Origin of the sequence: Mycolicibacterium alvei (assembly GCF_010727325.1) — a bacterium.
In the GTDB taxonomy this organism is placed as follows: Bacteria; Actinomycetota; Actinomycetes; order Mycobacteriales; family Mycobacteriaceae; genus Mycobacterium; species Mycobacterium alvei.
This window is the reverse complement of the sequence record NZ_AP022565.1, coordinates 172,548-196,961: the sequence shown is the minus strand read 5'-3', so window position 1 is coordinate 196,961 and position 24,414 is coordinate 172,548. Positions and strand designations below refer to the sequence as shown.

General features: G+C 65.5%; 19 protein-coding genes. 11 read left to right on the top strand and 8 right to left on the bottom strand.

The genetic code is table 11. The features are described 5' to 3' along the window. Positions 1–33: 33 nt before the first annotated feature. Positions 34–1,146 (bottom strand): NAD(P)H-dependent amine dehydrogenase family protein, encoded by a 1,113-nt coding sequence (locus G6N44_RS00835; RefSeq protein ID WP_163669448.1) that lies wholly within the window; start codon positions 1,144–1,146, stop codon positions 34–36. A gap of 68 nt (positions 1,147–1,214) precedes the next feature. Between G6N44_RS00835 and G6N44_RS00830 the strand changes: the two genes are divergently transcribed. Next, positions 1,215–1,961: a 3-oxoacyl-ACP reductase family protein gene (locus G6N44_RS00830; protein ID WP_163660297.1), complete on the top strand. Its 747-nt coding sequence runs from the start codon at positions 1,215–1,217 to the stop codon at positions 1,959–1,961. Positions 1,962–1,965: 4 nt separating this feature from the next. On the opposite strand, the gene G6N44_RS00825 is transcribed toward G6N44_RS00830, so the two are convergent. Both G6N44_RS00825 and G6N44_RS00820 read right to left on the bottom strand, forming a co-directional pair. Then, a complete protein-coding gene (locus tag G6N44_RS00825) occupies positions 1,966–3,045 on the bottom strand; it encodes a glycoside hydrolase family 183 protein (RefSeq protein WP_163669447.1) in 1,080 nt (359 codons plus the stop codon). Beyond that, positions 3,042–3,581: a hypothetical protein gene (locus tag G6N44_RS00820; protein WP_372508217.1), complete on the bottom strand. Its 540-nt coding sequence runs from the start codon at positions 3,579–3,581 to the stop codon at positions 3,042–3,044. Before G6N44_RS00820 ends, G6N44_RS00825 begins: the two co-directional genes overlap by 4 nt. 177 nt (positions 3,582–3,758) lie before the next feature. Here G6N44_RS00820 and G6N44_RS00815 point away from each other — a divergent pair, with 177 nt between their 5' ends. After that, positions 3,759–4,499 (top strand): SDR family NAD(P)-dependent oxidoreductase, encoded by a 741-nt coding sequence (locus G6N44_RS00815; protein ID WP_163660294.1) that lies wholly within the window; start codon positions 3,759–3,761, stop codon positions 4,497–4,499. A gap of 14 nt (positions 4,500–4,513) precedes the next feature. On the opposite strand, the gene G6N44_RS00810 is transcribed toward G6N44_RS00815, so the two are convergent. Then, positions 4,514–5,341: a universal stress protein gene (locus G6N44_RS00810; protein WP_163660292.1), complete on the bottom strand. Its 828-nt coding sequence runs from the start codon at positions 5,339–5,341 to the stop codon at positions 4,514–4,516. 106 nt (positions 5,342–5,447) lie between these two features. Here G6N44_RS00810 and G6N44_RS00805 point away from each other — a divergent pair, with 106 nt between their 5' ends. Then, complete coding sequence (locus G6N44_RS00805; RefSeq protein WP_235682906.1) at positions 5,448–7,043, top strand: adenylate/guanylate cyclase domain-containing protein; 1,596 nt, start codon at positions 5,448–5,450, stop codon at positions 7,041–7,043. A gap of 5 nt (positions 7,044–7,048) precedes the next feature. Here G6N44_RS00805 and G6N44_RS00800 read toward each other — a convergent pair whose 3' ends face one another. Continuing rightward, positions 7,049–8,584: a serine/threonine-protein kinase gene (locus tag G6N44_RS00800; RefSeq protein ID WP_163660290.1), complete on the bottom strand. Its 1,536-nt coding sequence runs from the start codon at positions 8,582–8,584 to the stop codon at positions 7,049–7,051. Between the two features lie 318 nt (positions 8,585–8,902). Here G6N44_RS00800 and G6N44_RS00795 point away from each other — a divergent pair, with 318 nt between their 5' ends. From G6N44_RS00795 to G6N44_RS00785, 3 genes are all read left to right on the top strand, one after another. Next, on the top strand, positions 8,903–10,837 hold the full coding sequence (locus tag G6N44_RS00795) for an ABC transporter ATP-binding protein/permease (protein ID WP_163660288.1): 1,935 nt from the start codon (positions 8,903–8,905) through the stop codon (positions 10,835–10,837). 157 nt (positions 10,838–10,994) lie between these two features. Then, positions 10,995–13,850 (top strand): MMPL/RND family transporter, encoded by a 2,856-nt coding sequence (locus G6N44_RS00790; protein WP_163660286.1) that lies wholly within the window; start codon positions 10,995–10,997, stop codon positions 13,848–13,850. Positions 13,851–13,985: 135 nt separating this feature from the next. Continuing rightward, entirely contained in the window at positions 13,986–15,167 is a 1,182-nt protein-coding gene (locus tag G6N44_RS00785; RefSeq protein ID WP_163669442.1) for a N(5)-(carboxyethyl)ornithine synthase, read from the top strand. 25 nt (positions 15,168–15,192) lie between these two features. On the opposite strand, the gene G6N44_RS00780 is transcribed toward G6N44_RS00785, so the two are convergent. Continuing rightward, the gene (locus G6N44_RS00780) at positions 15,193–15,513 is read right to left on the bottom strand and encodes a hypothetical protein (RefSeq protein WP_163660284.1); all 321 of its coding nucleotides are present in this window, start codon (positions 15,511–15,513) and stop codon (positions 15,193–15,195) included. A 122-nt stretch (positions 15,514–15,635) separates the two neighbouring features. Continuing rightward, positions 15,636–17,138 (bottom strand): alkaline phosphatase, encoded by a 1,503-nt coding sequence (gene phoA, locus G6N44_RS00775; RefSeq protein WP_163660282.1) that lies wholly within the window; start codon positions 17,136–17,138, stop codon positions 15,636–15,638. 181 nt (positions 17,139–17,319) lie between these two features. On the opposite strand from phoA, the gene G6N44_RS00770 reads away from it, so the two are divergent. From G6N44_RS00770 to istB, 5 genes are all read left to right on the top strand, one after another. Beyond that, positions 17,320–17,808, top strand: coding sequence for a hypothetical protein (locus G6N44_RS00770; RefSeq protein WP_163660280.1), 489 nt, complete (start codon positions 17,320–17,322; stop codon positions 17,806–17,808). A gap of 175 nt (positions 17,809–17,983) precedes the next feature. Then, positions 17,984–20,446, top strand: a complete 2,463-nt coding sequence (gene ponA2, locus G6N44_RS00765; protein ID WP_163660278.1) for a transglycosylase/D,D-transpeptidase PonA2 — start codon at positions 17,984–17,986, stop codon at positions 20,444–20,446. A 129-nt stretch (positions 20,447–20,575) separates the two neighbouring features. Next, a complete protein-coding gene (locus G6N44_RS29020; RefSeq protein WP_170309375.1) occupies positions 20,576–20,731 on the top strand; it encodes a hypothetical protein in 156 nt (51 codons plus the stop codon). A 273-nt stretch (positions 20,732–21,004) separates the two neighbouring features. Beyond that, complete coding sequence (istA, locus tag G6N44_RS00760) at positions 21,005–22,522, top strand: IS21 family transposase (RefSeq protein ID WP_083339402.1); 1,518 nt, start codon at positions 21,005–21,007, stop codon at positions 22,520–22,522. Further along, complete coding sequence (gene istB, locus G6N44_RS00755; RefSeq protein ID WP_070946684.1) at positions 22,519–23,331, top strand: IS21-like element helper ATPase IstB; 813 nt, start codon at positions 22,519–22,521, stop codon at positions 23,329–23,331. The genes istA and istB overlap by 4 nt, the downstream gene beginning before the upstream one ends. Before the next feature lie 76 nt (positions 23,332–23,407). On the opposite strand, the gene G6N44_RS00750 is transcribed toward istB, so the two are convergent. Beyond that, positions 23,408–24,142, bottom strand: a complete 735-nt coding sequence (locus G6N44_RS00750; protein WP_235682905.1) for a sensor domain-containing protein — start codon at positions 24,140–24,142, stop codon at positions 23,408–23,410. Positions 24,143–24,414: the final 272 nt, after the last annotated feature.

Below are 24,414 nucleotides of genomic sequence, written 5' to 3'. Positions count from 1 at the left end.
GTAGTCCATCTCGTTTGACGGGGCGTGCGTTACCTAGCGAATAGTGCCAAACCCTGGAATCAGTGGTAGATCAAGCGGTGTCACCCAGCCTGGCAAATGTTCATTCACCGCGGGTACGGCATTGAGCGCGCGCAGGCCGGTGGCCAGGCAGCCCGCGGCGGCGGCATCGCGACCGGAGCCGTCGGTGAACCGGAACGCGGTCTCCTGAGAGATGCTCGGGGTGCCCTCGATGTCGACCCGGTAGACGTCGTTGTCGTTTCCGGACGGCCAGTCCGGGGCGGCGTCCGGGCCGATCCGGTTGACGTGCTCAAGCTGGATCCGGGTCTCGCCGCGGTAGACACCGTTGATCGTGAACCGCACGGCGGCGACGTTGCCGGCTCCGATGACGCCCTTGGCCGACTTCCGTTCGTCGGGGGTGATCCACTTGTCCCACGTCGTGGTGATCTCGTCGAGCTCGATGCCTGCCGCGTGCGCGATCATCGGAACCGTTGCGCCCCAGGCGAAGATCAAGATGTCTCGGTTTTCGAGCAGCGCCCGGTGCTCGGGCGGTTTGCCGATGCCCATCTCGAATTCGTAGTCACCGGTGTAGTTGGTGTAGTCCAGCAGTTCCGAGGCCCGCACCTGGCGGATCTCGGAGCACAGGCCCATCAGGGTCATCGGGAACAGGTCGTTGGCGAAGCCGGGGTCGATCCCGGTGGTGAAGCACGACGCCCCACCGGCCTCGCACGCCTCGGTGATCGGCTCGATCCAATTGGGCGGGTTGAGGTGCATCTTGGGCCACACCCACGGGGTCATCGCGGTGGAACAGACATCGACACCGGCCCGCAGGAATCGGGTGATCACGTCGATGTTGATGTCGGCGTGGGCGGCGGTCGGCCCGTAGTGGACCAGTGCATCGGGCTTCAGGGCGATCAGCGCGTCGATATCGTCGGTCGCGGTGAGACCGATCGGCGCGCCCAGCCCGCAGATCTCGCCGACGTCGCGGCCCACCTTCTCCGGATTGCTGACGCCGACGCCGACCAGCTCGAACAAGGGATGTTTGACGATCTCGGCGATCACCATGCTGCCCACAAAACCGGTGCCCCAGAGCACGACGCGCTTTCTCACGCCCACACCATAGGTGATACCGGTCACATCGGGAATCATCACCGTGCGATCAGCTTTGACCTCAACATCATTCGCTTTCGTCGAAACACCCGCGGAGGGCCGACATCATGAACACACCGACTTTGGCCGGACGACGCGCACTGGTGACCGGCGGATCCCGCGGAATCGGAGCAGGGATCGTGCGACGGCTCACCGCCGACGGCGCCGCGGTGGCCTTCACCTACGGGGCCTCTGCCGCCGAGGCCGACAAGCTGGTCAGCGAGTTGAGCGCAGAAGGCGCCAAGGTCGTCGCGATCCAGGCCGACAGTGCCGATCCGGCGCAGGTGTCGAATGCGGTCGAGCAGGCGGTCGCGGAACTCGGCGGTCTGGACGTGTTGGTCAACAATGCCGGCGTGGCCGTGATTTCACCGATCGACGACTTTCCGCAAGAGCAATTCGACCGGCTGGTGGCGGTCAACATCGGCGGCGTGTTCGCCGCGATCCGCAGCGCGGTGGCGCACCTCGGCGAGGGCGCACGGATCATCAACATCGGCAGCATCAACGCCGACCGGGTACCTGAGCCGGGGTTGTCGGCCTACGCGATGACCAAGGGAGCGGTCGCCTCGCTCACCCGCGGCCTGGCCCGCGAACTCGGCCCGCGCGGGATCACGGTCAACAACGTGCAGCCAGGTCCGATCGACACCGACATGAACCCCGATCAGGGCGAATTCGCCGAGGCGGCAAAGGGAGTCGTCGCGCTGGGACGCTACGGGAACACCAGCGACATCGCGGCCGTGGTGAGCTTCCTGGCCGGCCCGGAGTCGGGCTACGTCACCGGAGCAAACTGGAACGTCGACGGCGGTTTCACCGCCTGATCATTCACAGGTTGGTCGGGTCCGGCCGCTGCGGCTTCTTGGACGTGTCCTTCAGCTTCGCCTTGAATTGCATTGCCCGGTAAGGCCATCCGGTGTCGGTTCGCCACTGTGAGACCACCAGTCCGATACCACCGGTGATGCCGAAGCGTGAGCCCGGCAGCAGGTAGCCGCCGTACAACTGGGCTACCTTGCCGTCCGCATGGTTTTCGGCGTCCCATGACGATCCGGTGATCGGTGTCTGCACCGCGGTGGTGTACATGTTGGCTACCGGGGAGGACACCACCCGGTAGCCCAGTGCGTATGACGACGCCAGGAATCCGCCCAGGACCCATCTGCCCGGAGCGGTGCGGCGGAAGGTCAACTCACCCCACGTCTCGTCCGGTGGGGTGATCGGAGTGGCCTGACGGCCCCACTGCCACCGTCCATTGACGAACCCCCAGCTGGAGTACTGCGACCGTCGGCCGATCTGATCGGGGCGGACGCGCATCAGGATGATGCCCTTGTCACGCTGAAAACCCGTTGCCACCACGTACACCCAGCCGTCGTGGGGATCGAAGTCCCACGACCAGCATTGGGCATGGCCGTCGTGCAGATCGGCCGGGAACTTCGCCTCTTCACCCAGGTGTGTCCATGACACCCCGCTGTCGTCGGAGCGCCAGATCTCGGTCCAGATGACCGTCCCGAAGCCGTGATTGACGATGGCGTGCAAGTACAGCGAGTCGCCGACCCGCAGCAGATCCGACGGGATCACGGTGCTGATGCCACCGCGCCGCCACCCGGATGCCTCGTCGTCGTGGAGATAGTGCCACAGCTGCCGCGCGTACTCGGGGTCTGCTCCCCCAGCGGATTCGTAGACGATCTCGTGGTTGGCGTCGCCGGTGCCGATCAGCACCACGGGTGAGCGCCAATCTCCCTGTCCGACCCGGTTGCCGGAGAACGTGTCCCCGAATACCGACACCAACTTGCCGTTGGGCGCGATGATCGACGCACCGAGATCGGCGGCGGTCACCCCGAACCGGTCAGTGCGTCCCGGACCGGTGATGTCGACGACCTTGCCGTCGATCAGCGGAACGGCACCGCTCAGATGCACAAGCGCAGGCCCCAGGACTGGCAATCCAGCGGATAGACATCGACCGGAATGGGCAGCGGCCGCTCGTATTTCAAGGTGAACGGAAAGGTGTGGATCGCCGGTGCCAGGGTGCCGCCGCAGGCCTCGTTGTTGGAAACGCTGCGGGTGCCGGTCAGCGTGACGTCGTCGAACTTGTAGGTCTCCTTGGTCGGCTCCAAGTCTCCATTCGCACACTGGAGACCGTCGGGCACCGCAGTTGAGTAGACCCACTGCCCGCCCGTCAGCCGTGCGTCGCCGCCCTTGGTGCCGCGGGTGGTTGCCACGTGCAGCCGGCACGCCACGGCCAGTTCGAGAGGCTCGCGCAGATCGCCGACCGTCGGGACGCACGACGGGTAGATGGACCAGGTCTCGTGACCCACCCCTTCCTGCGTGTAGTTGAAAACACCCTGCATCACCGGCTCGGCGTGGGCCGGGCTCGCCGACCCCATACCGAGCCCCGTCGCGGCGGCGATTGTCAGGACGGCTGCTGCGGCCATGCGCTTGAAGGTCACAATGGGTGAGTATCGCAGTCTTCATCAGCGCCGTCACCAGTATGGGTAGGGACACTTCAGTCCGGCCCACCTGGCGGCAACCGGATGAGAACCTGCAGATGCGTCCCGCAGCACCCCTACACCCGCACGCTGCTGGCCGCGGTTCCGCCGTCCGGGCCCCGTGAGAAGGTGTGAGCCATGACTGCTCTGGATGGAAAGGTCGCGCTGGTCACCGGCGCCTCATCGGGACTGGGCGCGGCAGTGGCCCAATTGTTCGCCGCACGTGGGGCAAAGGTATTCGGTGTCGCCCGCGATGCGGAACGGATGGCGACGGTGTTCGAGGATGTGCCCGGCGGTGCGTATGCCCCGGTGGACATCTCCACCTCGCAGGCCTGCCGGGACGCGGTGGCGCAGTGCCTCGAGAAGTTCGGCCGGCTCGACGCACTGATCAACGTCGCGGGGTTCCACCAGATGCGCCACACCGTCTCGGTGACCGACGAGGACTGGGACAAAGACCTCGCAGTCAACCTCAACGGGCCGTTCTTCCTGTGCCGGGCGGCGCTACCGCATCTGTTGGAGGCCGGCGGCAACATCGTCAACGTCGCCTCCATCGCAGGCATCGAGGGCGAGGTGTACTCGGCGGGATACTGTGCGGCCAAGCACGGACTGGTCGGGCTGACCCGTGCCCTGGCCATCGAGTTCACCTCGGAGCGCCTCCGCGTCAACGCGGTGTGCCCGGGCGGCATGCTGACCCCGCAGACCACCGAGTTCGCCGCACCGGAGAACGCCGACTGGAACCTGATCATGAGGATCGCCGCGCCCCGCGGGATGATGGACGTGGCCGATGTCGCCAAGACCATCGCATTCCTCGCCAGTGACGACGCCGCCGCCGTGCACGGTGCGGTCTACATCGTCGACGCAGGTAAGACAGCGGGATGAGCGCGCGGCCGCCGTCAGCCGCCGGGCACCACCAGAACCGGCCGATATGTGCGCTGCAGGGTCGTGCCCGCCACGCTGCCCAGTAGTACCTTCTTCAGCGCCGAACGCCCGCGCGAGCCCACCACCACGACACTGGCCCGTTGATCGTCGGCAAAAGCCACCAGTGCGTCGGCGGTGGCACCGGCGCCGGATCCGCGGAACCTCGGCACGCGATGCCCGGGCTGGGCAGCGGCGAGGTCGACCGCACTGCCGTCGTCCACCCCGACCGAGATCACCTCACGGTCGGGGAACAACGCACCGGCCGCGGCCAGCGCCCGATCGGAACCTGCAGAGCCATCGACCCCGACCACTACCGGCCCGTCGGCCACCGCGTCGTACTCGGCCGCGATCATGTTCTGGGACACCACAAGCACCGCGCGCGGTGAGTGGTGCACCACCAGATCCGACACGCTGCCCAGCTTCGAGTCGCTCGCGCCTGCGCCGCGGGCGCCGACGATCAGAACATCGGGCTCAAGCTGCTCGACCACCTGCGCCAGCCCCAGACCTTCCCCGGCCCAGGTGCGCTTGACCAGCGCCTCGGGGTTCCAGCCGGCGGCCCGGGCCAGGATCACGCCGGTGTCGACCAGTCGCGCGGCCTCACCCTCGCTCTCGCTGTCGACGAGATCGATCAGCTCGTCGACGTTGCGCGCGGAGTGCCGCAATCTGGCCCGCAGACCCTTGCTGCCGAACGGTGGCGTGCACAGATAGACGACGACCGCATCGGCGGCCGGGAACAGCGCAGCACCGGTGTTGATCGCCGCGGTTGCCGCCATTGACCCGTCATACCCGAGCACTACCTTCATTTGCGTCCCCTCGTTCCGCTCGTGCGTCTGATGTCAGACTAATCGGCCGCAGACAGGTAGCCGACTACCCTAGTGACGGTTGTGGTTATGCGCGCAAGCTGAGCTCATGGACGCCACCGTTCACGGATTGTCCCAGCGCAGGAAGCCCGTCGCTGTCGCCCGCGACGTCATGGCCCGCGACGTCGGGGCCGAACTTCGTCATCAGACCTTCAGGCGCTGGGTCGTCAGTGCGGCGGTGGTCAGCGCCGGTGGCGTCGGGATAGTCGGCGCCTTCCTGGCCTTCGCGGCCCCCATCGTGCTGGGCCCGACGGACACCCAGCGACTGCTGACGCGCGGCGGCGCCGTACTCATCGTGTTCCTGGCCGTCGCGGTCCCGGTGATGATGCGGGTACGGCGCCACCGGTTCGCCGCCGGAACCGCCTGGCTCAGCGAGGGCCGCCGACCCACCCCGCGGGAACAGCGAATGACGCTGGGCGCCTCCGGGGAGGCGGTGCGGTTGTCGGCCGCGGTGTGGGGTGTCGGCGCGGTGATCTTCGGCTCGCTGGCGCTCGGTCAGCAGGTGGCTACCGCGGTGTACATCTTCAGTGTGGTGGCGTTGGGCGGTATCTCGACGAGCGCGGTCTGGTATCTGATCGTCGAACGGGTCATGCGACCGGTGTCGGCTCGTGCCCTCGACGGCACCGCTCCCGACCGGCGAATCGGGCCGCCGATCGGGCGCAGGCTGGTGATGGCCTGGCTGCTGGCCACCGGGGTTCCGCTGTTGGGCGTCGCCGTACTGGCGGTCGGCTACCTCGCCGACGTCGGTTTCCGGGCCCAACGCACCTTCGCCGCGATCCTGATCCTCGTGGCGGTGGCGATCGTGGTCGGCCTGTTCGCGATCCTGGTCGCCATCCGGTCGGTCACCGAACGTGTCACCGCGCTGCGCCGAGCCCTGGCCAAGGTTCAGGCAGGTGACTTCTGTGCACGGGTCGAGGTCGACGACGCGAGCGAGATCGGGCGACTGCAAGCCGGTTTCAACACGATGACGGCGGGCCTGGCCGAACGGGAACGCATCCGCGACACCTTCGGCACCTACGTGGATCGCGATGTGGCCGAACACATTCTGCGCGCATCCGGGTCGGTACAGGCCCAGGAGGTAGACGTCACGCTGATGTTCGTCGACGTCCGCGGATTCACCGCGCTCGCCGAGCAGTTGCAGCCCACCGAGGTGGTCGCCACGCTCAACCGGCTGTTCGAGCGGATCGTCCCGATCGTGCACAGGCACGGCGGCCACGTCGACAAGTACGCGGGCGACGGCCTCATGGCCGTCTTCGGTGCGCCCCGACACCAGGACCGTCACGCCGACGACGCCCTCGACGCGGCATTACAGATCGCCTCCGCCGTACGCGACGAATTCAGCGGCACGCTGTCGGTGGGCGTCGGGCTGAACTCCGGGCCGGTGGTGGCCGGAAATGTCGGTGGCGCAGGTCGTTTGGAGTTCTCTGTGATCGGTGATGCGGTGAACATCGCCTCCCGGGTGGAATCGGCAACCCGCCAGACTGGCGACACCGTGCTGCTCACGGCTGCCACGGTGAGTCAACTGACCAGGTACCAAGGCGATTTCGAGGCCCGACCGGGGCTGGCCCTCAAGGGCAAGACCAATCCCGTGGACGTGTTCGCTCCGATTGCCGCACGCACGGCCGCGGTGACCATCGCCTCCTGAGGACGTCAGCGCCGGCCGTACTCCAGGGGCGGTTCCGAGGAATCGACGTGGCCGTTACTGCTGATGGTGAGTCCGTCGGGCCCGACCTCATAGCGTGCACCGTCGGCGGGATTGGTCGCCACGAAACCGTTGCCGGAGCGCTCGGCGGTGGGGATCTGGAGATTGGCACCGTCGCTGAGACGCTCGCCGCGGTAAGAGTAGGAATCGCGGCCGCTCTGGCAGATCACCGCCAGCGAGGACGCGGTTCGGATCACGGCAGCGGGGGTGGTTCCATCGACGCAGCGCGCGGTATGGCCGATGAAGCCCTGCTCGTCGGTGCCGCTCACGCCGGCCGTCGCCGAACCGGCCGTGGTGCTGCTCGTCGGCGACTCGGACATCGAGTTCGGCGAAGACGGTACGGCCAGCGTCTCCCGGGTGGAGGCGCCATCGCCGCCACTGGCCAGAACCGCGGCCAGCACGGCGGCAATCCCGAACAGCCCCACCGATGCCACGATCAGGAAGAGCTGGGTCCGGCTGAACCGCGGCGTACGCCCGGGGGCCGGTGGCGCCTGAGGTGCCGGTGGCACCGGCGGATACGGGGTGTAGCCCGGGTGATCCGGATTCGGGTAGATCGAGGAGAACTCGCGGGTGCCCGGTGCGCGCGGCGGCGGTGCCGGTCGCGGCGGCGGTGCCGGTGCCGGTGCCGGTGTGGCAACGGAAGTGTCAGAACCGACCACCGCGCGGGCGGCCTTGGCGAGTTCACCGGCACTGGAATAGCGATCGACGGGCTCCTTGGCCATGCCCTTGGCGACGACCTCGTCGAAGGCGCGCGGTATGCCGCGGCGCATGATGCTGGGCCGCGGCGCCGGTGCAAACATGTGCGCACTCATCAGCTGGCGCAGATCACCGGCCTCGAATGGTGGCCTGCCGATCAACATCTCGTAGAGCAGGCAGGCCAGCGCATAGACGTCGGCGGCCGGTCCGACCGGGCCGCCGGAGAACCGCTCGGGCGCCATGTAGGCGCTCGATCCGATCAGCACGCCCGTCATCGTGACGCTCGCCTCACCCTCGACGTGGGCGATGCCGAAATCCACCAGGTAGGCGAAATCGTCGGGGGTGAGCAGCACGTTCTCCGGCTTGATGTCGCGGTGCACCAAATCGTCGGCGTGCGCGGCGTCCAGTGCCGCAGCCACCTGCGTGACGATCGCGGTGGCGCGTTCCGGGGCGAGCGGGCCGTTGGTCCGCAGCAGTTCCTTGACACTGACGCCCTCGACCAGGCGCATGTCGATGTACAGGACGCCGTCGATCTCCCCGAAATCGTGCACCGGGATGACGTGGGGCTCCTGCAGCCGCGCCGCCACCCGGGATTCACGCCGGAACCGCTCCTGAAAGCTCGCGTCTGCGGCGATCTCGGTGCGCAGCAGTTTGACGGCCACCATGCGTTCCTTGACCGTGTCGTAGGCGCGGTACACCTCGCCCATTCCACCGACACCGATCAACGATTTCAGCTCGTAGGGTCCGAACCGGGTGCCGAGGCGCGAGGCACCAGGGGGCGGGTTCATTGCGCGATCCTTTCCGGTTGCACGGGGACAGTTCGACGTTACCCACCCGCGCCTTCGATGCGATCCGGCGATCGATCTGTGCATCAACGCTGAAGATTGCGGCTACCTGGTGACCACGATCTTCAGCGTAAGGAGTTGTCCACAGATCACCGGAGTGATCCGCAGCGGTGGATCACCGTCGCCGGCTGTGTGTGCGGGCCCGGGTGTGGATTCACTCGACTCGACCAGGCCGCTTGATCCGCGGCGTAGCGCCCTCGATTGACCGGCCGCTTGCGGTAGCTTCACGCAAACGCGTCAGCAGACCAGGAGTCGATTTTCGTGAACGAAGTCGCACCGTTCTCGCCCTCGATCGACTGGAGCAGCGAGGTGCTGCACTCCCTGTGGTGGCTCGCCCAGGCCTGGACCATCACGGCGGTGTGCACCCTCGCGGTACTGACCCTGATCGCCCGGTTCACCACGTGGGGCCGGCAGTTCTGGACTGTCACCGGCGCGTATTTCACCGGGCGCCACAGCCTCACGCCGTGGCTCACGCTGGCCGCGATGCTGCTGTCGGTGATCGTGGACGTACGGCTGGCGGTGTTGTTCAGCTATCAGAGCAACGACCTGTTCACCGCCGCCCAGGTCGCCGTTCAGGGATTGGCCACCGGCAACGACGAGATCAGAAATTCGGGGATCAGCGGTTTCTGGATTGCGCTGATTATCTTCTCCATATTGGCGGCGATCCTGGTCACCCGCGTCCTGGTCGACCTGTTCATCACGCAGCACTTCATGTTGGCCTGGCGCACGTGGCTGACCGACCGGCTCACCGGCGACTGGCTCGACGGCCGCGCCTACTACCGGTCCCGGTTCATCGACCAGACCATCGACAACCCCGATCAGCGCATCCAGTCCGACATCGACGTATTCACCGCCCTGTCCGGACCGCAACCCAACACCCCGCACCAGACCAGCAGTGGCACTTTGCCGTTCGGCGCCATCCGGTCGATCGTCTCGGTTATCTCGTTCACCTCGATCCTGTGGAACCTGTCGGGGGATCTCAGCCTCTTCGGTATCGAGATCCCGCGAGCGATGTTCTGGTCGGTGTTCGTCTATGTCGCGTTCGCCACCGTGTTCGCGTTCGCGCTCGGCCGTCCGCTGATCCGGTTGTCGTTCAACAACGAAAAGTTCAACGCCGCATTCCGTTACGCGTTGGTCCGGTTGCGCGACGCCGCCGAATCGGTCGCGCTCTACCGGGGCGAGAAGGCCGAGCGGTCACAGCTGCGACAACGTTTCGCCGCCGTGGTGACCAACTACAAACATTTCATCAACCGGACCATGATCTTCACCGGCTGGAACCTGTCGATGAGCCACATCATCATCCCGCTGCCGTGGGCGCTGCAGGCCCCGCGGTTGTTCACCGGCCAGATCCAGCTCGGGACGGTCAATCAGTCGGTGGCCGCCTTCGGCGCGATCCAGGACGCGCTGTCGTTCTTCCGCAACTCCTACGACACCTTCGCCGGTTACCGCGCCTCGATCATCCGCCTGTACGGGCTGGTCACCGCCGACCAGCAGAGCCGTGAGCTACCGACGTTGGACATCGACGAGCTTGCCGCGGACACCGACAGCCTGGTCGAACTCGACGACGTGGAGGTGCGCAATCCGGCCGGCGAGCAGTTGATCGACGATCTCAACCTGTCGCTAGCCGCCGGCGAGGCGATGATCATCACCGGCAAGTCGGGCACCGGCAAGACCACACTGCTGCGCAGCATCGCCCAACTGTGGCCGTACGCCTCGGGTACGGTGCGATGCCCGCAGGGCGATAACGAATCGCTCTACCTGTCACAGGTCCCCTACATTCCGCTGGGCGACCTACGGACCGTGGTGTCCTACCCCCAGCAGTCCGGGGCGTTGTCCGACAAGGCATTGCAGGAAGCCCTGCTCGCGGTCGCGCTGCCGCGTTATGTCGACCGCCTCGACGAGGACACCGACTGGGCCAAGGTGCTCTCCCCGGGCGAACAGCAACGCGTCGCGTTCGCCCGGGTACTGCTGACCAGACCCAAGGTGGCGTTCCTCGACGAGGCAACCGCAGCGCTCGACGAACCGTTGGAGTTCATGATCTACAGCCTGATCCGCCGCGAACTACCCGACACCGTGCTGGTCAGCATCACCCATCGCTCCACGGTTCACCGCCACCACACCACCCACCTGGAACTGCTGGGCGAGGGACAGTGGCGGCTGGGCCCTGTCGACCAGACCGAACCGGTCGGCGTGTAGCGGGTGATGGTGAAAGCTGGCGCCCTGCTGACGGGCCCCGTCTGGTAAGACGGGTGGGAACGACACGACGTAGTAAGGTCAGCCTTCGCACATGGCCCGACCGCACAAGGCCCGACCGCCGCATCGTGCTCACCCCGCCGACCACCAAGGGTTCCTGATGGCCGATTTCAGAGCCCCCCATACGGGGGTTGCTCGATGGATCCGTCGATTCGCCGTTCCGGTGATTGTCGGCTGGATCGCCCTCCTCGCGTTTCTGAGCGTGACCGTTCCCCCGCTCGAGGTGGTCGGCCAGATGCGCTCGGTGTCGATGAGCCCGGACGAGGCGCCGTCGGTGATCGCGATGAAGCGCGTCGGCAAGGTGTTCGACGAGTTCCATTCCGACAGCTCGGCAATGATCGTGCTGGAGGCCCAGGGGGATGACGCCAAGCTCGGCGACGACGCGCATCGGTTCTACAACGACATGGTCGACCGGCTGGAAGCCGACAAGAAGCATGTCGAGCACGTGCAGGACTTCTGGGGTGATCCGCTGACCGAGGCCGGCGCCCAGAGCAATGACGGCAAGGCCGCCTACGTGCAGGTGTACATGGCCGGCAACATGGGTGAGGCGCTGGCCAACGAATCGGTGGAGGCCGTCCAGAAGCTCATCGCCGGGCTGTCGCCGCCGCCGGGGCTCAAGGTGTACGTCACCGGCCCCACCGCCCTGGCCGCCGATCAGCAGATCTCCGGCGACCGCAGCGTCAAGATCATCGAAGGCGTCACCTTCGCAGTGATCATCACGATGCTGCTGCTGGTCTACCGGTCGATCGTCACGGTGCTGCTGGTGCTGGCGATGGTGGTCGTCGAACTGTCCGCGGCACGCGCCTTCGTCGCATTCCTGGGTTACCACAACCTGATCGGGCTCTCGACGTTCGCGACACAGCTTCTGGTCACGCTCGCGATCGCCGCGGCCACCGATTACGCGATATTCCTGATCGGGCGATATCAGGAAGCCCGCAGCGTCGGCGAGGACCGAGAACAGGCGTACTACACGATGTTCCACGGCACGGCGCACGTGGTGCTCGGCTCCGGTATGACGATCGCCGGGGCCACATTGTGTCTGCATTTCACCCGGCTGCCCTATTTCCAGACCCTGGGCATTCCGATGGCCGTCGGCATGACCGTCACGGTGCTGGCGGCATTGACGCTGGGGCCGGCGGTGATCACGGTGGCAAGCCGGTTCGGCAAGGTGCTGGAACCCAAGCGCGCCATGCGCATCCGCTTCTGGCGGCGGCTGGGAGCCTTCGTGGTTCGCTGGCCGGGTCCGGTGCTGTTGGGCACCATCCTGCTGTCGTTGGTCGGTCTGCTGACCCTGCCGGGCTACCGGACCAACTACAACGACCGCAACTATCTGCCGACCGATCTGCCTGCGCAGGAGGGTTATGCCGCGGCCGATCGGCACTTCTCGGCGGCAAAGATGAACCCCGAGTTGTTGCTCATCGAAACCGATCACGACATCCGCAATTCCGCGGACTTCCTGGTGATCGACAGGATCGCCAAGAAGATCTTCGAGGTGCCGGGGGTCGGGAGCGTGCAGGCCATCACCCGCCCGCAGGGTGAACCGCTGGAGTTCAGCACGATTCCCGCGCAGATGAGCATGGGCGGGGTCATGCAGACCATGAACCGCAAGTACCTCACCGACCGCGCCGACGACATGCTGCTGCAGGCCGACGAGATGCAGAAGACCATCAACACGATGGATCAGATGATCACGCTGATGGAGGAAATGAGCTCCATCACGCACAACATGGTCGGCAAGATGGACACGATGGTCGTCGACGTCAAGGAACTGCGGGACCACATCTCCGATTTCGACGACTTCCTGCGCCCGGTGCGCAACTACCTGTACTGGGAACCGCACTGCTACAACATCCCGGTGTGCGCGTCGATGCGCTCGGTGTTCGACGGCCTCGACGGTGTCGACAGCATGACCGAGACCATCGAGCAGATGATGCCCGACATGCACCGGCTCGACGCCCTGATGCCGCAGATGGCCACCATGATGGTGCCGCAGATCGAGACCATGCGGACGATGAAGACGATGATGCTGACGATGTACCAGACCCAGAAGGGTCTGCAGGATCAGATGGCGGCGATGCAGGAAAACCAGACCGCCATGGGAACTGCGTTCAACGACTCCAAGAACGACGACACCTTCTACCTGCCGCCGGAGATCTTCAACAACGCCGACTTCAAGCGCGGCATGGAGAGTTTCATCTCCCCCGACGGAAAAGCCGTGCGCTTCATCATCTCTCACGAGGGTGACCCACTGACGCCGGAAGGCATCGGGTTGGTCGACGACATCAAACTGGCCGCCAAGGAAGCCATCAAGAACACACCGTTCGAGGGTTCCAAGATCTACATGGGCGGTACCGCATCGGCTTTCAAGGACATGCAGGAAGGCAACAACTACGACCTGATCATCGCCGGAATCTCGGCCCTGTGCCTGATCTTCATCATCATGCTGATCATCACGCGCAGCCTGGTCGCCGCCGCGGTCATCGTCGGCACCGTGCTGGTCTCCCTGGGAACGTCGTTCGGTTTGTCGGTCCTGGTGTGGCAGCACCTGATCGGGATCGAACTGCACTTCATGGTGATGGCCATGGCGGTGATCGTGCTGTTGGCCGTCGGCGCGGACTACAACCTGCTGTTGGTGGCGCGGCTCAAGGAAGAACTGCCCGCCGGGATCAACACCGGCATCATCCGGGCCATGGGCGGCAGCGGATCGGTGGTGACCGCGGCCGGACTGGTGTTCGCGTTCACCATGATGTCGATGGTGGTCAGCGAGATGATCGTGGTGGCCCAGGTGGGCTCGACCATCGGGCTGGGCCTGTTGTTCGACACCCTGGTGATCCGGTCGTTCATGACCCCGTCGATCGCGGCGCTGATGGGCCCGTGGTTCTGGTGGCCGCAGCTGGTGCGTCAGCGCCCGGCGCGCGGCGTGGTGGCACAGGCGATGGAGCGCGCCGGTCGCTGATGGCATCGACGGCCATTCACGACGCGTAGTGTCGACGACACCGGGACCACTCAGGCCCTCACTATCAAAGGGGCCCAGCGATGTCTGACGAATCTCCTCGAAGATCCACGGCTCACGCCATCGAGGTGCCATTGCCTGACCAGAAGAGCTGAAGTGGCGAAACAGCTTTCGCTAGGCGTTCTGGCTCACTCCCGCAAACCTGACGAACGTAGGCTGCCCATTCACCCGGCTCATTTCAGCCGGATCGATCCACCGATACTGCGGCGGGTGTTCCTTGAGCACGGCTATGGCGAAGAGTTCGGTGCCACCGATGACGCACTGGCCGAGCTGGTCGGCGGAATCAAGACACGCGACGAGATCATCGCGGAGTGTGACATCATTCTGCTGCCCAAAGTGCAAGCTGAGGACCTGGCGGAGCTGAGGGTCGGTCAGGTGGTCTGGGGATGGCCGCACTGCGTGCAGGATGCGGCCCTCACTCAGATCGCCATCGACCGGCGACTGACGCTGATCGCCTTCGAGGCAATGCAACACTGGCAGGCCGATGGTGGATTCGGTCTGCACGTATTCCACAAGAACAACGAGCTCGCGGGCTACTGCTCGGTGCTACACGCGATGCAACTGGCCGGAATCACCGGCAGCTACGGTCGCCGCCTCCGCGCTGCCGTCATCGGATTCGGTGCGACGGCCCGCGGTGCGGTCACCGCACTCAACGCCCACGGCGTCGACGATGTCCGCGTCCTGACCAATCGTGAGGTCGCAGCCGTCGGATCCCCGATCCACTCGACGCAGATCGTACAGATGGGGCGCGACAAGGAAACTCCCGAGCGGACGTGGGCCGACACACCAGCGGACGGCATGGTGCCGGTGGCTCGCTTCCTGGCCGAGAACGACATCGTCGTCAACTGCGTGCTGCAAGATCCCACTGCTCCCCTCATCTTCGTCACCGAACACGATCTGGCCATGTTCGATCCAGGCAGCCTGCTCGTCGACGTCTCCTGCGACGCAGGCATGGGGTTCAGCTGGGCGCGTCCGAGCTCGTTCAACGACCCGGTCTGCCAGGTGGGCGACGGCGTCTACTACTACGCCGTGGACCACAGCCCGTCCTACCTGTGGAACTCCGCGACGTGGGAGATCAGCGAGGCGCTGATGCCGCACATCGAGACTGTGCTCGGGGGTCCGGCGGCCTGGGATGCCGACAACACGATCTCGCGGGCCATCGAGATTCGTGAGGGCACCGTACTGAACCCCGACATCCTGAAGTTTCAGCATCGTCAGGATGCCTACCCGCACCTCGTCTCCCCGCAGATCCTCAGTTGATGGGTGCGAAAACGGCCGCCGTTCCCTACACGCCGGGCAGCATCGGATAGGTACCCGCCGGTGCCGGTGCCGGTGCCGGTGCCGGTGCGATGCCGCCCGGCCCACCGAGACCAGACTGAGCACTGCGGCCGCCGGTGAGGATCGACAGGAGAGTCGCGTAGTCGTCGATGGCATTGACCAACGCCCCGGGGTCGAAGGGCACCGCGGGCGCCTGGTCGTCGGAGGGCAGTGGCGCCCGCGGCGTGGCGGCCGCCAACCCGTGGCTCACGGTCAGGGCCGTCAACGCGCCGGCGACGCTCAGCGCCGCATATCCGAACAGTCGGCCGAAGGTGATCTGCGCTGCCATGGTGGTTCTCCCCGCTCCGACGTGGCGTGCATCAGTGCACTTGTGTCACTCGGGCAACACTTGTACGCAATAGTCACATTCAGGCCACGGAACCATCACAAATCGCCCCACGCCCGGCGAGGTCAGTTGCTGCTCAGCCCCAGGGCACGGGTCATCGTGAAGAACAGGTCGGTCTGGTCCGTCAACCCGACGACATCGGCCGCACCGGGACCATAGGCCGCGATGCGCAACTGAGATCCGGTGTGGCCCTGGTCCATGGCGTCGAGGTTGTCCGATGTGCCGTAGGAGATTGTCAGGTCCTGGCCGTCCTTGCTGCGGAGCACCCGGGTCAGACCCGGATAGATCGCGTCGCGGGTGACCTCGAACGGCAGGTTGGCCTCGGCCGCGGCAGCGCGGACGTCGTCGAGGCTCATGGTCTCGACGATCTGGCTGCTGTGGGCATGGTCGGCGGTGACGATGACCAGGGTGTCCTTGTTCTCCTCGGCGAAGTCGAGGGCGACCTTGGCGGCCTCGTCGAGGTCGACGGTCTCGCCGATCTGACCGCAGGGATTGGCGGCGTGGTCCTGCTTGTCGATCGAGGCGCCCTCGACCTGCAGGAAGAATCCGTTCTCATTGCCCTTGAGCAGGTCGATGGACTTCTCGGTCATGGCGGCCAACGTGGGAACCGATGCACCGCGCTCCGGGTTGTCCTTGCATTCGACAGCCGGTTCCAGATAGCCGCCCTTGCCGGCCACGGGACCGCTCCACCGGGTCGGCATGTTGCCCTCGGCGAACAGGCCGAGCAACGGGGCGTCCCGGTCGGCCTTGTCCACCGTGTCGAGTTCGTCGGCGTTGCGCACGATGGTGAAACCACGTTCCTTGGCCTGCACTTCAAGTGTCTTGCCTTGGTAGTCACCGGCTTTGGCGACCTGCTGGAAGGTCTCGGCGCCGCCACCCATCACGACGTCGGCGCGGGTGGTGAGCAGCTGCTCGGCGATCGATCCGTTGCCGCCGTGCTCCAGCGCGTTCGTCGGGCACTTCTCGGTGGTCTCGTCGGGTCCGTAGCACTTCCGCCCGGTGACGTGGGCGAGCTGGACCGCCGGGGTGGCGTCCTGGATCTCGGCGGTAGATATGTCTCCAGTGGCCTTGCCCGCGTCCTTGGCACGCTGCAGCAGCGTCTTCTGCTCCATGCCGTGGATGTCCACTGAGATGGCGCCGTTGTAGGTCTTGGTTCCGGTGGCCCACGCCGATCCACCGGCGGCCGAATCGGTCACGTAGGTGGGCTTGCCGTCCTTGTTAAGGGAGTAGTGCGTGTACTGACCGGTCAGCGGAAGGGCGTCGAGACCCGGGAAGGCGCCACCGGCTCCGTGCGCATAGTTGCGGGCCATCGTGATCTCGGAGTCTCCCATCCCATCGCCGATCAGCAGGATGACGTTTTTGGCGCCGGTGTTCTTGATGGAGTCCGCGATCAGCCGGCTGCGGTCGGCACCGGCGCGGGTCGCACCGCCGTGCTCGGACAGGGTGCCCTTGGCGGCGGGATCGAGTACCGGAAGCGAGGCGTTGCCGTCGTTGCTCCCGCCGCAGGCCGCGGCCAAGCTCGCCGTACACACCAATCCTGTCGCCACCGCGAACCACCTGCGTCTCATCCAGACATCGTTCAAGCCGCACGTGAACCACTGCTTGCCCGACAGTCGACATTCGCGCAACGACAACCAAACAGCTGGACGCGTTGTTGCCATCGGAACTACCTGGCCCTTCCTGCTGTCAAAATCCTCCAACCGCTCTGGCCGGCATTGGTACGGTGCGGCAAAACGAACGGGGAAGCCCATGCCGAAGCACACCACAACCTGCCTCATCGGGGCGATGGCGATCGGTCTGGCCGCCACGGCGTGCAGCTCGGTCACCGAGAAGGCCGAGGCCACCACCACCACGATGACGGCCGCCACCAGTACGACCACCACCGCGGCCGGGGACGGTGCGGCAGTGGCGTCGCTATTGCCCACACCGGCGGACGTGCAGCAGACCAGGGGGCCCGACGACATCGCCGACGGCGGAATCCACCTCCACTACCAGGTCAACGGATCACCGAACGATGTGATGACCGCGTACAAGAACGCACTCCAGAGCAAGGGGTGGACGGTCACCACGATCATCACCTCGGGAGGCGGCGGAGGCGGCGGCGCGACCTACACCGGCACGCACGGTGACGCCTACGGCGTATTCGACGGCGGTGGCTACGCCAACACCACCTACATCGACGTGTGCAGCTGGCCCGCCAAGCCGGCCAATCCGAACTGCAGTCGCGGCGATCGTTAGCGACGTTCCGTCGGGCCCGTTGCGCATCGGATCGCCCAAGCGCCACCGGTCACGGACGTCGGCCCCAGCCAACCCGTGCAGATTCGACAGTCTGAGGTTCTGAAATCACAACGTAGCCAACGTGTTGCGTGCGATATATCCATCGCCCACCGCTGAGCGTCTTACGCTTGAGAGCATGTCCGACCCGCCACCGCGGTCGCGGTCTACGGTTGCCAAGTTGGCCATGCACTGTGTGCTGGCCGGATTGCTCGCGGCGGTGTTGATGTTCCCCGTCGTCGGCGGTGTCGGCATGATGACGGCACGGCTGTCCGACACCGTGGCACAGGATTCCGCGGAGGTGCTCCAAGGTGACGCACCGCTCGTCACCACCATGGTGGACACCTCGGGCAAACCGATCGCCTGGCTGTACGAACAGCGCCGGTGGGTGGTTCCTCCCGATCGGATCGCCGACACCATGAAGCTGGCGATCGTCTCGGTAGAGGACAAGCGCTTCGTCGAACACAACGGTGTGGATGTCCAGGGCACTCTGCACGGACTCATCGGCTACCTGCGGGGTGTCGACGACGTCCGCGGCGGATCCACCATCGAGCAGCAGTACGTCAAGAACTACAACCTTCTGGTCACTGCGAACTCCGACGCCGAACGCCGGGCCGCCGTCGAGGTCAGCCCCGCACGCAAGCTGCGCGAGATCCGGATCGCGCTGGCGATGGACAAGACCCTCCCCAAAAGCGAGATCCTGGCCCGGTACCTGAACCTCGTGTCGTTCGGCAACGGCGCCTTCGGAGTTCAGGATGCGGCACGTACCTACTTCGGCGTCGACGCCGCCGACCTGACCTGGCCGCAGGCCGCCCTGCTGGCCGGTGTGGTGCGGTCCACCAGTGCGCTGAACCCCTACACCAATCCCGACGGCGCCCTGGCCCGACGCAACCTCGTGCTCGACACCTTGATCGACTATCTGCCGGACCGCGCCGAGGAACTGCGCGCAGCCAAGGCGGCACCGTTGGGCATACTCCGCCAGGCCGACCCGCTACCGCAGGGGTGCATCGCCGCCGGTAATCGCGCCTTCTTCTGTGAGTACGTCCTGCAGTACCTCGCCCGCTCCGGGCTGACGATGAAGGACGTCGCGCGCAACGGTTACCTGATCCGCACCACGCTGGACCCCAAGGTGCAGGACAGCGTCCAGTCGGCGATCGAGAAGTACGCGAACCCGAATGCAGCCGGTGTCGCGAGCGTGATGAGCGTGATCACGCCAGGCAAGGACACCCATCGACTGGTCGCGATGGGTGACAGCCGCACCTATGGACTCGATCTGGATGCCAACCAAACCGTGCAGCCGCAGCCCTTTTCGTTGGCCGGTGACGGTGCCGGGTCGATCTTCAAGATCTTCACCACCGCCGCCGCACTCGATATGGGCATGGGTATCAACGCCCAACTCGATGTCCCCGGAACGTTTCTGGGCAAAGGCCTGGGGAGCAGCGACACCCCCGGGTGCCCGAAGGAAACCTGGTGTGTGCGCAATGCACATGGTTTCCGCAGCCCGCTCAATGTCACCGACGCCCTGGCACAGTCCCCCAATACCGCTTTCGCCAAACTCATCTCGCAGATCGGGGTACCGCGTGCGGTGGACATGGCCGTCCGCCTGGGCCTGAGGTCCTACGCCGAACCCGGTAGCGCCCGGGATTACAACCCCGATTCCGACGAGAGCATCGCCGATTACGTCAAGCGGCAGAACATCGGATCGTTCACTCTCGGCCCATTCGAGCTCAACGCGCTGGAGTTGGCGAATGTCGGAGCGACACTGGCCTCCGGCGGTACCTGGTGTCCACCGAGTCCGATCGACAAGGTCTTCGACCGCAACGGCCGTGAGGTCGGGGTGGAAACAGTGCCGTGTGACCAGGCGGTACCCGAGGGCCTTGCCAATACCTTGGCCAACGCGCTGAGCAAGGATCACTCGAACGGAACCGCCGCCGGCGCAGCGAGTTCGGTCGGCTGGACGCTTCCGATGTCCGGGAAGACCGGAACCACCGAGGCCCATCGGTCATCGGGTTTCCTCGGCTTCACCAATCGGTACGCCGCCGCGAACTACGTCTTCGACGACTCCCCGTCGCCGTCGGGACTGTGCTCGTACCCGTTGCGCAAATGCGGCGACGGCACCCTGTTCGGCGGTACGGAACCAGCGTTGACCTGGTATGCCGCAATGAGTCCCATCGCCGACTACTTCGGCCCCGTCGCGCTTCCTCCCACCGACCCACGCTACGTCGACGGGGGCCCCGGTGGCGAAGTGCCGAGCGTGACCGGTTTGAAGGTCGAGGACGCGCGGAAACGCCTGCTTAGCTCCGGTTTCCGAGTCGCCGACCAACCCACTGCCGTCAACAGCAATGCCTCGAAGGGTTCGGTCGTCGGTACCACGCCGAGCGGCAGGACCATTCCCGGCTCGATCATCACGATCAACACCAGCACGGGGTATGTGCCACCACCGGTCTACATTCCCCCGCCCGAGGCGCCACCTCCTCCACCCGGGGGCCTGCTCAACCAGCTCGGCCCGCCCCCGCCGCCCAACGTCATCGAGATCCCCGGGCTGCCCCCGATCACGCTGCCGGCGCCCCCTCCACCGCCTCCGCCCCCACCTCCGCCGTGACGACGGGGCTGGGCGCCCTGCGCCCATACGAACGTGCGCTGAAGTGCCCGCACGTTTGAAATTCGACGAATATGGCAATTCCTGTCGCCGACAGCCCCGCGCGGGGTTCCTACGTCGAACGGATTGACCATGATCGTGCTCGGCATCATCCTTCTGTTGATCGGCTATTTCGCCGGTATATCGATCCTGTACACCATCGGCGGGATCCTCTTGGTGATCGGTGTCATCCTGTGGATCCTCGGCGCGGTCGGCCGTCCGGTGGGCGGACGAAAAGTCTGGTTTTAGCGCCGCGGGGGCAGGTAACCGTCACCAGCCGTGACGTTGAGCGTCGGCAGAAGACCGGTGGGAGCCGGAAGCTTCTGCCGGCGTTCGCGTGTGGCTGCGGTACAACACCTGTCCGTGGCCATGAAAAAGTACCCACTGGTGGCCAGGTGGAGGTATCCAGTTTTGGCCGGATAAAAGTATCCACCCCGTGTTCGTCGTGTCGATCAGGAACTGCGGGCCCCGATGGTGACGGTGAAGGCGCCAATCAATCGCCATCACCATCGGGGAGTTCCATTGAAATCTGCGAAGGACCGCATGGACATCATTTCCGCCTACTACGAGCTCGGGTCGTACCGGGGTGCCGCCGATAGGTGCGGCACCACCCACCGCACCGTCAAGAAGATCATCGACCGGCACGAGGCCGAGCAGGCCGGCATACCGCCAGCACGCCGGGTCGAACGAGCGCACAACTACGACACGGTCGCCGAACTCGTCGCTGAACGCGTCGAGAAATCACAAGGCCGGATCTCGGCCAAACGGCTATTGCCGATCGCCCGGACCGCCGGCTACCAGGGCTCGCCGCGTAATTTTCGGCGTCTGGTCGCAGAGAAGAAAGCGTTGTGGCGCAGTAACAATCACCGTGGCCGCCGCCCGGCAGTGTGGGCGCCGGGCGAGTATCTGGTGATCGACTGGGCCCAGGCCGCGCCGGGGCTGTTCCTGTTCTGCGCGGTGCTGGCATTCTCCCGGTGGCGCTTCGTGCGCTTTGCCACCGACCAGAAAGCCTCCACCACGCTGGCGTTGATCGCCGAAGCACTGGCCGTGGTCGGCGGCGTTCCGGCGCGGGTGCTGGCCGACCGGATGGCCTGCCTCAAAGGCGGGGTCGTCGCCAACGTCGTTGTCCCGACCCCGAACTACGTCCGCTTCGCGACGCACTACGGGTTCGCCCCGGACTTCTGCCACGCCGGCGACCCGCAGTCCAAGGGCATCGTGGAGAATCTGTGCGGCTATGCCCAACGCGACCTTGCAGTGCCGCTGCTGACCGAGGCTGCCATCGCCGACTCCCCGGTGGATCTGAGGGCCGCCAACGCCGCCGCGGCCGCCTGGTGCGCCGAAGTCAACGCCACGGCGCACTCGGAGGTCCAAGCGGTCCCCGACGACCGACTGATCGCCGAACGCCAAGTGCTCCAACCACTCCCATCGCTACGACTGCAGATCGGTGCACCCTCGGTGCTACGTAAAGTCGACCGGTTGTCGTGTGTGCGCTACGGGTCAGCCCGCTACTCGGTACCGACCCGGCTGATCGGGACCAGCGTGGCCGTTGTGGTCGATCACGGCGCGGTGTGCCTGCTCGAGCCGGCCACCGGGGTGGTCGTGGCCGAACACGAACTCATCGCACCCGGTGGCGCCTCAATTCTCGACGAGCACTACGACGGGCCCCGGCCGGCACCGAACCGCGGACCACGGCCGAAGACCACCGTGGAGAAGCAGTTCTGCGACCTCGGCGACGACGCGCAGGCGTTCCTGGTCGGCGCTGCCGCGATCGGCAACACCCGCCTGGCCTCCGAACTGGAGATCCTTCTCGCTCTGGGCGCCGCCCACGGTGAACAGGCGTTGGTGGCGGCGTTGCACCGGGCGGTAGCGTTCCGGCGGTTCCGCGCCGCCGACGTGCGCTCCATTCTGGCCGCCGGCACCGGCGCCCCGCAGCCACGCGACGCCGGGGATGCGTTGATCCTGGACCTGCCGGTCGCCCCGACCCGGTCGCTGGAGGCCTACCGGGTCGCACCCGTCGCTGACGGTGAGGTGAACTCGTGACCAACACAGCACCGTTGACCGATACCAAACCCGTTGCACCAAAATCAGTTCCACCATTAGATGCCGATCTCGATGCCGGACTACGCCGCCTGAAGCTGGCGGCCATCCGGCGAACGGCACCGGAGGTGCTGATCACCGCCAAGACCCAACGCTGGACCCCTGAAGAGGTGCTGCGAACTCTAGTCGAGACCGAACTCGCGGCCCGGGATGCTTCCAACGTCGTCAACCGGCTCAAAGCTGCCGCGTTCCCCGTGCCCAAGACATTGGAGAGCTTCGATGTAGCCGCATCGTCGATCCCACAGAAGACCTTCGACTACCTGTCGAGTCTGGAATGGATACGTGCACAACGTAACCTGGCGATCATCGGTCCCGCCGGGACCGGCAAGAGCCACACCCTGATCGGGTTGGGGACCGCCGCGATCCACGCCGGCCTCAAGGTGCGTTACTTCGCCGCCGCCGATCTCGTCGAAACCCTCTACCGCGGGATGGCCGACAACACCGTTGGCAAGATCATCGAATCGCTGCTGCGAGTCGACCTCATCATTCTCGACGAGCTCGGCTTCGCACCCTTGGATGACACCGGCACCCAGCTGCTGTTCCGGCTCGTCGCCGGCGCGTACGAACGCCGCAGTCTGGCCATCGGGTCACACTGGCCCTTCGAGCAATGGGGCCGATTCCTGCCCGAACAGACCACCGCCGTCAGCATCCTCGACCGCCTGCTGCACCACGCCACCGTCGTCATCACCGACGGCCAGTCCTACCGCATGAAAGACGCCCAACACCGAAAGGAGACCACCCCGACAACCTAGGAATCACCGCACGGGGTGGATACTTTCATCTGGCCACCAGCGGGTACTTCCACCTGGCCATTGACAACACCATTCGCTAGGAAACTATTGGTGGTACATCAATCAGTGCAGAGATCTGTTTGATGATCCTGGCTGCCGAATCCGCCGGGTTGGCGCTGCAAGTGTTGACGTCGACCACGATGTTGTTGTTCGCAGTCAACGCCCGACCACAGGCCCAACCGCCTGCCTGAGCGTTGGATTGGGTTGCGACCGCGCTCAATACGCCACCTTCGGCGGAGATGGGCCCCACGTCCCACAGGGTGCCGGTCTGTGTGTGGGTGTAGTGCTTGCACGCCGGCCACTGTTGAACCGACGAGTTATAGAACGCCTTGGCCTGATCGGCGTCGGCGAATCGAACCACGGCCTGCTTGGCGTAGTGAGCGAGGACGTCGGGTTCCCGTAACGTCATCTCCTCCTCGTCGATGAATCCACTGTCGGCATACACGGGCGCTTGCGCAGCACCGTCGACCGCGAGGCATTCACGGGGTTCCATCGTCCCGCTGTCGTCAGACATTTGAGAATCGGTGCCCGTGACGGCCATTCCCCCGGCAGCCATGGATGCGCTGATCTGCTCGGGTGAGAGCAGCAATCGGGGCAGCGCTTTCTGGCGCAGTGGCGTCGGGGGAAACGACGTAATCATCGGCCTGGTCGCCGTTGTCTCGGCGGCTTGTTCCGTTGACTGGCCGCAGCCTGAAATGAGGGTGCACGCAGCGGCGATGGTGATCACAGTGGCGGCAAAGCGCATTTCTCGTCCCCATTTCTGCGCCGGCACATCTGACCCGTCATGGATAAATCCAGGGAAACAGTCACGCCCCACTCGACGCAGAATATTTCTCTAACCGGTCGAAGACTTTCCGAAACCGTTACCGAAACACCATCAACCTCGGCTCGGACGGTTCCACCGGGGCCCTCGCCTCTCCTGGCAAGCCTTGAAGAGGTCGTCGGAGTGGAGCGGGTGAGACATTACTCGAAACCCGTCTACCAGGGAAAATGGCTCCGCCGGATGGTCGCCCTGGCCGAAAAATCGGCCAAAATGCCGACCAG

Coding starts and splice junctions, on each gene's coding strand:
- G6N44_RS00835 (WP_163669448.1), bottom strand. CDS start 1,146: ATGATTCCCGATGTGACCGGTATCACCTATGGTGTGGGCGTGAGAAAG.
- G6N44_RS00830 (WP_163660297.1), top strand. CDS start 1,215: ATGAACACACCGACTTTGGCCGGACGACGCGCACTGGTGACCGGCGGA.
- G6N44_RS00815 (WP_163660294.1), top strand. CDS start 3,759: ATGACTGCTCTGGATGGAAAGGTCGCGCTGGTCACCGGCGCCTCATCG.
- G6N44_RS00810 (WP_163660292.1), bottom strand. CDS start 5,341: ATGAAGGTAGTGCTCGGGTATGACGGGTCAATGGCGGCAACCGCGGCG.
- G6N44_RS00805 (WP_235682906.1), top strand. CDS start 5,448: ATGGACGCCACCGTTCACGGATTGTCCCAGCGCAGGAAGCCCGTCGCT.
- G6N44_RS00800 (WP_163660290.1), bottom strand. CDS start 8,584: ATGAACCCGCCCCCTGGTGCCTCGCGCCTCGGCACCCGGTTCGGACCC.
- G6N44_RS00790 (WP_163660286.1), top strand. CDS start 10,995: ATGGCCGATTTCAGAGCCCCCCATACGGGGGTTGCTCGATGGATCCGT.
- G6N44_RS00780 (WP_163660284.1), bottom strand. CDS start 15,513: ATGGCAGCGCAGATCACCTTCGGCCGACTGTTCGGATATGCGGCGCTG.
- phoA (WP_163660282.1), bottom strand. CDS start 17,138: ATGAGACGCAGGTGGTTCGCGGTGGCGACAGGATTGGTGTGTACGGCG.
- G6N44_RS00770 (WP_163660280.1), top strand. CDS start 17,320: ATGCCGAAGCACACCACAACCTGCCTCATCGGGGCGATGGCGATCGGT.
- ponA2 (WP_163660278.1), top strand. CDS start 17,984: ATGTCCGACCCGCCACCGCGGTCGCGGTCTACGGTTGCCAAGTTGGCC.
- G6N44_RS29020 (WP_170309375.1), top strand. CDS start 20,576: ATGATCGTGCTCGGCATCATCCTTCTGTTGATCGGCTATTTCGCCGGT.